Raw genomic sequence first — 10,046 nt, 5'->3', positions numbered from 1 at the left:
CATGAGGCGGTCGTTGATCTCGGGCGGTCGCACGTGAATGCTGACCATGTCGGGAATCGCCCCCCGCCGATCGGTGCCGCGCGATCGCGGCAGGCGCTTGTTGCGGTGCTGGCGCAGGCAGGCAATCAGCTCGCGGCGCAGCTCGCCGCGGGGCTGGGCGTAGATGGCGTTGTAAATCGTTTCGTGGGACACGTGCAGGCTCGGATCGTCGGGGAAGGTGCGCTTCAGGGTAGCTGCAATCTCCTGCGGGGACCACTGTCGCTCGCGCAAGCGCTGGCAAACGACACCCCAGAGAATCGAGTCGGGAGCGAGCTTAAGCGCAGGGCGCGCGGCCTGCCGTCGAATGTTGCGGGACGCTTGGGCTACATGTGGGCAGTACAGGCCGTCGGTCTGCGTGTTGCGGGCCAGTTCGCGACTCAACGTCGAGGGTGCGCGATTGAGCTTGCGGGCGATCGCCCGCAAGCTCAATCCCTCATCCCGCCAGAAGTCGAATCTCATACGTTCTTCAGGTTGCAGTTGTTGGTACGTTCTCTTTGCCATTCACGGAATTTACCGGCTGGCGAGAGTGTTGCACTTCAGATTTGAGACCGCCTGGGCTTTGATGCGCCGCACCTAAAGTCGTCCGAAACGATATGAATTTACCGCAGCGCGAGGCTGCAATGACGCGATACAAGAAAAATGCCAGGTATAAGCATTCGCGTATTTACCCCGATTCCCCGCATGCGTCGCACCCGCGGCAGCGTGGCCGCGCGGTGAATTTCGCCGTGTGTCTCTACCCGGATATATTCAGCTCGTTTGCGTGCGCTCGAAATAATCGCGCTGGAAGATGCACATCCGATATGCATTGTGATACGCGCCGTTGCCGAAAAATTCTTCCTTCAATTCCGCCTCGTGCTGGAATCCGCATTTCTCGTACACGTGGATCGCCGCGGCATTCGACGTATCGACGATCAGGTACAGCTTGCGCATGTTCAGCACCTTGAATGCGTACTCGATCGCGAGACGCGTCGCCTGGCCCGCATAGCCGCGCCCCTGGCATTGCGGCGCGATGATGATCTGGAACTCGCCGCGACGGTGGATGTAGTCGAGTTCGATCAGTTCCACCAGGCCGACGAGTTCGTCTTGCGCATCGACGGCGACGAAGCGGCGCTCGCGCTGGTCGTGCACGTGACGGTCATACAGTTGCGACAGCTCCGAGAAGGTTTCGTACGGCTCCTCGAACCAGTAGCGCATGATTTTTGCGTCGTTGTTCAATTCGTGGACGAAGCGCAGATCTTGCCGCTCCAGCGGCCGCAATGCGAGCGTGTGGTTGTCGTTCTGGAGTTGCATGTTGTGTGTCCTTTTTGAGTCCGCGCGCGTGCGAAACGCGTCGGCGGCGCTGCCGAACGCTGCGTGTTCCGCGTTGTAAGAAGTTGACCGCGGGCCGAGTTCAGAGCCTAGAATGGGTTCAACGGTTCCCGCCACCGCAAGGAGGCTATCGTGATCGAGCAAGTGATACTCGGCGTTTTCCTCGTGCTCCCACTGATGATCGTGGCTGCGCTGTTCTCCGACGAGCTTTGGCAGGAACATCGGCGCCAGCATCCGCGCGACGAAAATGCACCGCACATCGACTGGAAGCATCCGTGGCGCCGCGCGCGGCGCGGGCACTGAACCGATTCGTCATTCCCATGCGGGGGCGCCCCGAATCGGGCCGCTCAGCATGGTGCAACGCAACGCCTTCCGTAACGAACGATGCCCGCCCAACCAGCGAGACGACGACGTGAACGACAAACCCTCAGCCCCGGCGCACGATATCCCTAACGAAACGATCGATCTGCAGATCGCCGATGTGCTCGCGGCGGTTCGCTATCCGGCAAACAAGGACGCGATCGTCGCCGCCGCGCGCGACGCCGGCGCGAGCAACGAAGTGCTGTCGATGCTCGATGGCCTGCCCGAACAGGATTACGCGGACGTCGATGCCGTCACGCACTGGGTCGCCGGCAACTTCGGGCCTGGCCTCGGTATTTGAGCGCGCGCCAATAACGCGATAGGATCGGGCCGCACCGGGTCGCGCTGCGACCGGCTGCATGCCGCCCGACGCCAAGACCGGGCGCGTTTCCGCACGAGCGCCCGGGGGAATCCATGGAAGGCATCCTGATCCAGCACACGACGCGTCAGCAGCTCTGGTTCGGCGCGTTGACGGCGCTCGCCATCGTGCTCGCGCTCGCGGTCACCGTGCCGCGCGCGAACGTCGCGCTGCCGGCCGTCGAGCCGTTCATGCCGATGTGTGCGCTGACCGTGTTCACCACCGCGAGCATCGCGGCGTTCTTCCTCGGCGCGCAGTTCACCGTGACGCGCCAGCCCGTGCTCGGTGCGCTCGGCGGCGCCTATGCGTTCACCGCACTCGCCGTCGCGCTGCAGCTGCTCACCTTTCCCGGCGTGTTCGCGCCGCATGGATTGCTCGGCGCGCGGCCGGAGAGCGCCGCATGGATGTGGGTGTTCTGGCATGCCGGCTTTCCGTGCTTCGTGATGGCGGCACTGTTCGCGCGCGAGCGGCTCGCGCATCTGCCGATCGACCCGAACCAGACCCGCTGGTGGACCTTCGCGCTGGTCGGCGGCCCGGCGCTCGCCGCCGCGCTGCTGTGCATGCTCGCGCTGAACGTGACGCTGCCGCCCGCGTTCCGTCCACCCCGCAACGGAGCCGTGCTGCCCGTCAACGGGATCGAATTCATCGTCTGGATACTCAATGCGCTCGCGCTCGTTGCCGTGCTGGCCGCGGGCCGGTTGCGCACGACCCTCGACATGTGGCTCGCGGTCGCGGTGCTCGCCTGCCTCACCGACACGACGCTGAACCTGCTGACCACGAACCGCTTCACCGTCGGCTGGTATGTCGCGCGCGTGTTCAGCATGTTTACGCCCGGCGTGCTCGTCTGCGTGCTCGCGTGGGAAGTGACGAAGCTGTATCAGCAGCTGTTCGAGGCGCACGCGACGCTGATTCGCTCTTCCGCGCGCGACGGACTGACGGGCGCATTCAACCGCAGCCACTTCAACGATCACTTCCATACGCTGTTCCTGCAGGCGCGGCGGCAGGGGGAGCCGTTGTCGCTGCTGATGGTCGACGTCGATCACTTCAAGGCATACAACGACGCGTTCGGTCACGTGAAGGGCGATGCCTGCCTGATCGCGGTCGCGAATGCGCTGGCCGGTGCGGTGAGACGGCCCACGGATATCGTCGCACGCTACGGCGGCGAGGAATTCGCGATCGTACTGCCGAATACCGGTGCGCGCGGCGCGCGGGTCGTTGCCGAGGAAGCGCGCGAAGCGGTGCTGCGGCTCGATCTCCCGATGCCTGGGTCGGCCGCGCGTTTGAGTGTGAGCGTCGGATGCGCGACCGTGTCGCAGGACGAGCTGTCGACGCCCGACGCATTGATCGAAGCCGCCGATGCCGCGTTGTATCGCGCGAAGGATGCGGGGCGAAACCGGGTCGTCGCGGGCTGAAACGTCTGCGGATTGGGATTTGTTACGGTCATTGTGACCGGAATAATCCGCCGTTACGGATTCCGGAGCAGGGATACGATCGCTTACAGCCCGTGTTGACCGCGCTCGCTATGCTGGGTCCATCTCGAATCCAAGCAGGTGAACGCGATGAAGAAGACCCTTTTGCTGATTGCCAGCGTCGCCGCGTTGTTGAGCGGCTGTATCGTGGTGCCTGACGGTGGCGGATATTACGGTGGCGGCGGGTATCACCACCATCATCATTGGGATTGATGCACGTAGGGATTCGGATGCGTCGGCGAGCCTTTCCCGATGCACGATCGACGATCCGGATCGCGATGCAGTCAAGCCGCCCTGGCCATGCCGGCGCGCACCAGAAACACCTGTAGCGCAGCGAGCGTTCGCGGGGGAGTGGCTCGCGCCGCGCATACTTTTTGCCCACTCTTGATCGGGTTCCCTCACGCATCCCGTCTGCACGGCTCGAGTTGGTGCTGTCGCCGTACGGCCGCTTGCAGTCGATATAGTTCCGCAGCCCAAACCGAAAGGTTGCCGACGCGGATCGGGCAACGATCCTTCGATTGCGTACCGAGGACAAAGGCGCGCGGCGATCCAGAATGACCTGTGACTGCACGAGCAGGGAGAGAGCGAATTCGGCAACACGCATGGTGCGTCGACGAAGCCCTCGCCGGCATCACCGGCGCATGCTAGTGATACAGAAATAGCAGCGGTCTTCCCAGACACGCCCTTACTTCGTCAACGGGTACACACTGCGGGCCTACCCGTTCGGAATATTTACTCGTCAATCGTGCAAAGCAAGACGCGTTCGCCATCGCTTGCTTGTAAATCTTCGAGTTTCGGGTTTTTGACAGATTCAGCTCTTCTACCAGCCCAAACCCTGTTTGAAATGGCGACTCCAGCTCCTCTTTCACATTCATTGCAAACAAATATTTATCCCAGCACGACTTGTATTCAGGTGTTGCGTGAGGGGAATCACTATGAATGGACAGTTTCATTCTTAAATTTATATCGCCCACTATAAAGTAGTACTCCGGCCTGGGAATCCAGTCAATAGCACTCCCATATCCACGGAAGTTGGCCTCCTCATAACGGCCATCTAGAAAGAATTTCCTCCCTTGCTCCTCCGCCCGAGCAGCACCTTCGACATTTTTCCGGATTTTGACATTGATACTATAGAGTTTAACCGTCTTCCTAAATTCCTCCCAATCAGTGATTATACCCCCATCAAGATCCGTCCAGAACGCATGAGAATACATAGGTATAGTTGAGAAGACTGCCCAGAGATAAAAATTTAAAAAAGATTTTCTGTGCATTACTTTACCCTCTCAGGTCTGCCTTTGACGATCAGCGTACCTACACTCCCTCCGTCAGGCCCTCGACGACTAACGAGCGCCTCATGAATCGCAGACCATTTTTTTAACTGCACAACAGTAACGCAGCCTTCGGATACATTTCCCACGTGAACATATCTGCTATTGTCGCCATGCGCAATCGGAAACCAAACTTGGTGATGAGAAAGCTCGGGATACTCGACCTTGTACTGATTGGTATACTCTTTAGCGTGCGGGTGGTCGGGCAGCAGTATGGTGTAGGTGCCTGGCGGGATCGGAAAGAAGTTACCGCCCCAACTTGTGTTCATCGTCGCCTCAAATCTGATGCCGCCAAGTGCCCCATTAGCTAATTGCTGCGGCAGCCTTCCCCCTCTGGCAACCGATTTCCAATCCTCATTATAAGCCCCATATGTCATGACGAGTTCGATTGCATTTTTTGCAGGGGCTATATTGCCAAGGTATTGGCTTGCGTTGGAATCTGATAGGAAAGCGATCTTCCCTTGAGACTCCCCCTCCATTACTCTAAAGTAAGTCCGCCCATCTCTATTTCCGATAAGCATGACTTTGCAGTACTTGAAAAGTGATTTCCATTGTGAGCGCGGAAGATCATCTCTTCCGACAAGTAGCCAACCGCTGTCGGCATCTACTTTATTGACGTAGCGAATAACGTCGGCTTGAACCCGTTGAGAACTATGCGGAGTAGTGTTGGTTGCAGCATTGCCAGACCAAGCGGGATTAGTCATCCGTTACACCCCTGGATTATTCTCAAAAAGTTGATCCACATCTGGCCCGATGCTTAGGCTCTTCGCCTCCACGGTAAATACGCGCTCTGTACGGCCATTTATGTCAGTTGTCCCACGATATACTGTGCCGTCTGCTGCCGTAATTTTGTAGGGCATATCGGGAATTGGATTGTCGTTCAAGTCATGCAAGATGAACTGTTCATCGCAACCGCAGCCATTCGCGAATGCCGTATGCGAGGAAACGGCATGCGCAGGAGCTGTCTGTGCTACGAGTACCGCTCCGCAGCCGGTTCTATGCCCCTCGGTTGCCATAGGCTGATCGTCACTTATCGACATCGCCAAGCCTTCCGCTATTCTGAAAATATGGGGTGGGCATTTCGGGCAGGTGACTAGATCACCCTGACGCGCAATTGGAATCCCGCGCCATGTATGAGATGGGTTGCCAGAAATGACTACCCCTCCGTGAGACGTCATGTCGCCCACTACACATTGTGCGCGACCGAACAAATTAGTCCTCATTCATTACCCCACTTTAATGACGGTTTTTAACATTTCCTCGGTTTGACTTTATGATTCGTAGCCTCTTAACAAATCTTCAACTAGCGAATAGGGAGAGAACTTCCACTGCCCGGCGTTGAGGTCATATAGAACCAGCTCGTCACACGCGCGCCCAGAACATGTCGCCGGAATTCTACGGATAGCGTTAATGGCGATTTCGTCCCTCTTGAGAGATGGAAGTGACTTGAACTCGTTAACAGATTTTTCCCAACCTTCTATACCTGAAATCTCAAGGAGACGTTTGTGTAGTTTTTGAGCAAGCCCTGGTGATGGAAAATAAATTGCACTCTCGTCGTCGTTTATTTGGCAGCATTTTGCAATGGAACATGCCGCGAGCTTTCCAGAGGGGCGCAGAAGAATCTGATTTGCGTGGGCTGCCCATGCCACTTGGAAACTCACGGCTAGTTGATTGTCGTGGTCGGCGATCAAATCGCTAAGGTCAAAGATTGCGCTTGGAATAGCTCGGTATCGACCTGTACTATTTGAGTGAAAAAAGGCGTCAATCATCGCGTCCAGTGGTGAAAAATATGCACGAACGGCTTTACCGAACTCATCGATCTCGCAGGACACCGTTGCCCACTTATCGTTATGGGGCTTCGGTTCATTCCTACACAGAAAATACAAGTCTCGATCTGAATGAAGGATTTTCGAATTCATGCCCTTCCCTTTTATATATGAGATAAATTATCTTGTCGCCTTCGCTTCTACCAATGCGTCCTATGGAAAAAGGCGTAACAGGGAAGAATTAGTCGGCCCCTCAACAATTCGGCACCGGCGTCTTCCGCCCCGTTCACACCTCGTCTGGATTTGCAGGATTCACGGGTCAATATGGCCGCTTCTTGCGGATCCAACAACACCGTCTCGGCTTCACAGCCGTACTGCATACGCCTCGTACGACTGCTCAGGTCGGACGGGTTAACCTCATTCAGGAAGATATGTAAATCAGACACATCCCAAAATTGATTGGGATAGTCCTCTTTTTTGTATTGATTGTTCTGATATTCAGCGTGATGTCCCCCACATAGACGGGACCGGCTGCCATGCTGCAAGCTACGTACTCGGGTTATTGGCCGCGGGTCCGATTGGCGGTAAATCGTGCCTAACTGTTAAATCTATCCGCTTGGCGCCCCGACTTTAGGGCTATCGTGACCGGCCGCGCGACGGCGGCCTTCATGATGAATAGCCAGAATCAGACCGGCGACATAATGAGATGTGATGCTGGAACAAGGCCGTCGATGGTGTCGGCCCACGCCTGCAGCATCTCTTTGCGTTGTCCTGCGTATTCGGCTCCGTTGTAGACGCCGCGCACGCCGCCGATGGTATCGTTGAGCGCCTTCTCAACTACAGCGGATGCCGCAGCCCTTTTCGTAGAGCAGCGTGGAAGCCGCCCGGCGTAGGTCGTGGAGTGTGAACGCCGCAATGTACTCGCCTTGGAGCGATACCTTCAGTGCTTGGTTGAGCCGTTATGAGTAAAGGCTTGGTCTGTGCGCCCTCTCCGGCAAGACCCATTCGCTAGAGCAGCGAGTACAAAAGAGTTGGCGGAACAGCGTTGCCGAGTGCTCCGATAGACTGACGATATGCGGTTTTCCGGTCTTCGAGTTCTCTTGAGGAATGTGCCACTCGGCCTCGAGTTGAAGAGGCAAGAAACGTAATATTCTCGCCGGCTTCAAGGGAGCTTATGGACCTTGATGGAATCCGATAGAAACGGGGTTATTTCCCAATACAGAACCTGCTGAAAATCACCCCCAGCAGATCATCCGACGTGAACTCCCCCGTAATCGCATTGAGTTGCTCCTGCGCGAGCCGAAGCTCCTCCGCAAACAGATCGAGCGACTGCGCGCGCTGCTCCGCATGATCGGCCGCCTGCGCCAGATGTTCCTGCGCGGCGCGCAGCGCAATGAGATGCCGCTCACGCGCCAGATAAACGCCTTCGGCGCCCGCCTGCCACCCGGCGATCCGCAGCAGTTCCGCGCGCAGCATGTCGATCCCGTCGCCGCGCTTCGCGGACAGATGCACTTCCGTCAGATCGCCTTCGGCCGCCGGATGCTCGACGCACGCCGGCACACCGGTGAGATCCGTCTTGTTCAGCACGCGCACCACCGGCACGCCGCCGGGGAACCGCGCGGCGATCGTCTCATCGTCCGCCGTCATCCCCGTGCGCGAATCCAGCAGATGCAGCACCACATCCGCGCGCTCGATCTCGCTCCACGTGCGCGCGATCCCGATCCGCTCGACCTCGTCCTCCGTCTCGCGCAGCCCGGCCGTATCGATGATGTGCAGCGGAATCCCTTCGACCTGGATCGTCTGCGCGACCTTGTCGCGCGTCGTGCCCGCGATCGGCGTGACGATCGCCAGCTCCGCGCCGGCCAGCGCATTCAGCAACGACGACTTGCCGACGTTCGGCTGCCCCGCGAGCACCACCGACAGCCCCTCGCGCAGCAGTGCGCCCTGCCGCGCATCGCCGAGCACGTGCGCGAGTTGCTCGCGAATCCTCGCGAGCTTGCCGCGCGCATCAGCCGCTTCCAGGAAGTCGATTTCCTCTTCCGGAAAATCCAGCGTCGCCTCGACCAGCATCCGCAGCGTGATCACGTCCTCGACGAGCGCATGGATCTGGCGCGAGAACACGCCGTCCAGCGAGCGCCCGGCCGAGCGCGCCGCCGCCTCGGTGCTCGCCTCGATCAGGTCGGCAACCGCCTCGGCCTGCGCAAGGTCGAGCTTGTCGTTCAGGAACGCGCGCCGCGTGAACTCGCCCGGCTCCGCAAGCCGCAGCCCGAAGCCGCGCCCCGCGTCGAGGCAGCGCTGCAGCAGCAGTTGCATCACGATCGGCCCGCCATGCCCCTGCAGTTCCAGCACATGCTCGCCGGTGTACGAATGCGGCGCGGGGAAATACAGCGCGATCCCGCGGTCGAGCGGCGCGCCGTGCTCATCGAGGAACGGCACGTAGCTCGCATGGCGCGGCGCAAGCGGCTGCCCGCACAGCGCGTCGATCAGCGGCAGCGCGGCCGCCTCGCCGCTGCGCCCGAACGACACGCGGACGACGCCGATGCCACCCCGGCCGGCAGCGGTGGCAATGGCAACGATCGGATCGGAATCGGTAGCGAGCATGGGAATCGGATGAATCGGGTAATCGGATGAATCGGGTAATCGGATGATGAACGGTGCGCCCGCGCAACAGTTCGCGCACCGGAACGCCGGCATTGTAGCGTGCCGGCCCGCGCGCCACCGGGCGCCACGTCGGTATAGGACTCGCCCGAATTTATCCCGCCGGGGCTAAGTCAAGTATCAATGGAGCGCCGTCACGAGCAGCCTGTTTCGGACGAGTATGCCGGTTGTAGGGGGCCGACGCTGGGGGCCCCAATTGCGCCGCCCGCTCCGGACTGGGTTGAGATTCGTCCGAATAAGATATGTTTATCTCATATGGTTGTCTGAGACGCGTCGGCGGAATTGCACAATCACCCCCATGCCGACACCCGAAGAAAAAGCGGCGTTCTCGGAACGCCTGAAATTTGCCTTGCGGCGCAGCCCCGACAAGGTCACCGGCGCGACGGAGCTCGCGAACCGGTTCAATCTGCGCCATCGCGGTGCGCAGCCGGTTTCGCCGCAAACCGCGCACAAATGGCTGACGGGCCGCACGATTCCGACACCCGACAAACTCGAAACGCTCGCCAGCTGGTTGCGCGTCGAACTGCACTGGCTGCATTACGGCCCGTCGCCGAGCGTGAACGAGCACGCGATGCCGCAACCGCTGCCGCGCGACGAGCGCTATCCGCCGACGCCCGAGACGATTGAACTCGCGTCGAAGATCGAGGCGCTACCGCCGCATCAGCGTTACCTCGTTCAGGAACTGATCGAGCAGTTCTACGGCGGCGAGCCGAAGCTGGACGCGAAGAAGGCCTGAACGGGCACGATCGGCGTACGCGCG

12 protein-coding genes are annotated in these 10,046 nt (G+C 59.4%); 5 read left to right on the top strand and 7 right to left on the bottom strand.

The window, feature by feature from the left end; genetic code table 11:
• The coding region (locus O1Q03_RS33685) for an IS30 family transposase (protein WP_269506794.1) at positions 1–540 on the bottom strand (540 nt) is incomplete at its 3' end.
• Between the two features lie 246 nt (positions 541–786).
• Positions 787–1,329 (bottom strand): spermidine N1-acetyltransferase, encoded by a 543-nt coding sequence (speG, locus tag O1Q03_RS33680; protein ID WP_269509145.1) that lies wholly within the window; start codon positions 1,327–1,329, stop codon positions 787–789.
• 150 nt (positions 1,330–1,479) lie between these two features.
• Here speG and O1Q03_RS33675 point away from each other — a divergent pair, with 150 nt between their 5' ends.
• The 4 genes from O1Q03_RS33675 (at position 1,480) to O1Q03_RS33660 (ending at position 3,747) form a co-directional block, all read left to right on the top strand.
• The gene (locus O1Q03_RS33675) at positions 1,480–1,650 is read left to right on the top strand and encodes a hypothetical protein (RefSeq protein ID WP_269509143.1); all 171 of its coding nucleotides are present in this window, start codon (positions 1,480–1,482) and stop codon (positions 1,648–1,650) included.
• 109 nt (positions 1,651–1,759) lie between these two features.
• A complete protein-coding gene (locus O1Q03_RS33670) occupies positions 1,760–2,008 on the top strand; it encodes a DUF2795 domain-containing protein (RefSeq protein ID WP_269509147.1) in 249 nt (82 codons plus the stop codon).
• A 113-nt stretch (positions 2,009–2,121) separates the two neighbouring features.
• Entirely contained in the window at positions 2,122–3,477 is a 1,356-nt protein-coding gene (locus O1Q03_RS33665) for a sensor domain-containing diguanylate cyclase (RefSeq protein ID WP_269509141.1), read from the top strand.
• Between the two features lie 147 nt (positions 3,478–3,624).
• A complete protein-coding gene (locus tag O1Q03_RS33660) occupies positions 3,625–3,747 on the top strand; it encodes a hypothetical protein (RefSeq protein ID WP_269509149.1) in 123 nt (40 codons plus the stop codon).
• Between the two features lie 431 nt (positions 3,748–4,178).
• Here the strand turns inward: O1Q03_RS33660 and O1Q03_RS33655 are convergent, their stop codons facing one another.
• The 5 genes from O1Q03_RS33655 to mnmE all read right to left on the bottom strand — a co-directional run bounded on the left by O1Q03_RS33655 (position 4,179) and on the right by mnmE (position 9,229).
• On the bottom strand, positions 4,179–4,805 hold the full coding sequence (locus tag O1Q03_RS33655; protein WP_269509139.1) for a hypothetical protein: 627 nt from the start codon (positions 4,803–4,805) through the stop codon (positions 4,179–4,181).
• Positions 4,805–5,566 carry a hypothetical protein gene (locus O1Q03_RS33650; protein WP_269509137.1) on the bottom strand — a complete coding sequence of 254 codons (762 nt, stop codon included), beginning with the start codon at positions 5,564–5,566 and terminating at the stop codon, positions 4,805–4,807. The genes O1Q03_RS33655 and O1Q03_RS33650 overlap by 1 nt, the downstream gene beginning before the upstream one ends.
• A gap of 3 nt (positions 5,567–5,569) precedes the next feature.
• Positions 5,570–6,040 (bottom strand): PAAR domain-containing protein, encoded by a 471-nt coding sequence (locus O1Q03_RS33645; RefSeq protein WP_269509135.1) that lies wholly within the window; start codon positions 6,038–6,040, stop codon positions 5,570–5,572.
• 93 nt (positions 6,041–6,133) lie between these two features.
• On the bottom strand, positions 6,134–6,781 hold the full coding sequence (locus tag O1Q03_RS33640; RefSeq protein ID WP_269509133.1) for a hypothetical protein: 648 nt from the start codon (positions 6,779–6,781) through the stop codon (positions 6,134–6,136).
• A gap of 1,053 nt (positions 6,782–7,834) precedes the next feature.
• Positions 7,835–9,229, bottom strand: coding sequence for a tRNA uridine-5-carboxymethylaminomethyl(34) synthesis GTPase MnmE (gene mnmE, locus O1Q03_RS33635; RefSeq protein WP_269509131.1), 1,395 nt, complete (start codon positions 9,227–9,229; stop codon positions 7,835–7,837).
• Between the two features lie 355 nt (positions 9,230–9,584).
• On the opposite strand from mnmE, the gene O1Q03_RS33630 reads away from it, so the two are divergent.
• Positions 9,585–10,022 (top strand): helix-turn-helix domain-containing protein, encoded by a 438-nt coding sequence (locus O1Q03_RS33630; protein ID WP_269509129.1) that lies wholly within the window; start codon positions 9,585–9,587, stop codon positions 10,020–10,022.
• Positions 10,023–10,046 lie beyond the last annotated feature (24 nt).

Source organism: Burkholderia sp. IMCC1007 (genome assembly GCF_027257875.1).
Lineage (GTDB): Bacteria > Pseudomonadota > Gammaproteobacteria > Burkholderiales > Burkholderiaceae > Burkholderia.
This window is presented reverse-complemented; position numbering and strand designations above follow the sequence as displayed.

Bases quoted from the DNA above. Each gene is read 5' to 3' on its own strand.
- O1Q03_RS33660 (WP_269509149.1), top strand. From the start codon at position 3,625: ATGAAGAAGACCCTTTTGCTGATTGCCAGCGTCGCCGCGTTGTTGAGC.
- O1Q03_RS33650 (WP_269509137.1), bottom strand. From the start codon at position 5,566: ATGACTAATCCCGCTTGGTCTGGCAATGCTGCAACCAACACTACTCCG.
- O1Q03_RS33645 (WP_269509135.1), bottom strand. From the start codon at position 6,040: ATGACGTCTCACGGAGGGGTAGTCATTTCTGGCAACCCATCTCATACA.
- O1Q03_RS33640 (WP_269509133.1), bottom strand. From the start codon at position 6,781: ATGAATTCGAAAATCCTTCATTCAGATCGAGACTTGTATTTTCTGTGT.
- speG (WP_269509145.1), bottom strand. From the start codon at position 1,329: ATGCAACTCCAGAACGACAACCACACGCTCGCATTGCGGCCGCTGGAG.
- mnmE (WP_269509131.1), bottom strand. From the start codon at position 9,229: ATGCTCGCTACCGATTCCGATCCGATCGTTGCCATTGCCACCGCTGCC.
- O1Q03_RS33655 (WP_269509139.1), bottom strand. From the start codon at position 4,805: ATGCACAGAAAATCTTTTTTAAATTTTTATCTCTGGGCAGTCTTCTCA.
- O1Q03_RS33665 (WP_269509141.1), top strand. From the start codon at position 2,122: ATGGAAGGCATCCTGATCCAGCACACGACGCGTCAGCAGCTCTGGTTC.
- O1Q03_RS33630 (WP_269509129.1), top strand. From the start codon at position 9,585: ATGCCGACACCCGAAGAAAAAGCGGCGTTCTCGGAACGCCTGAAATTT.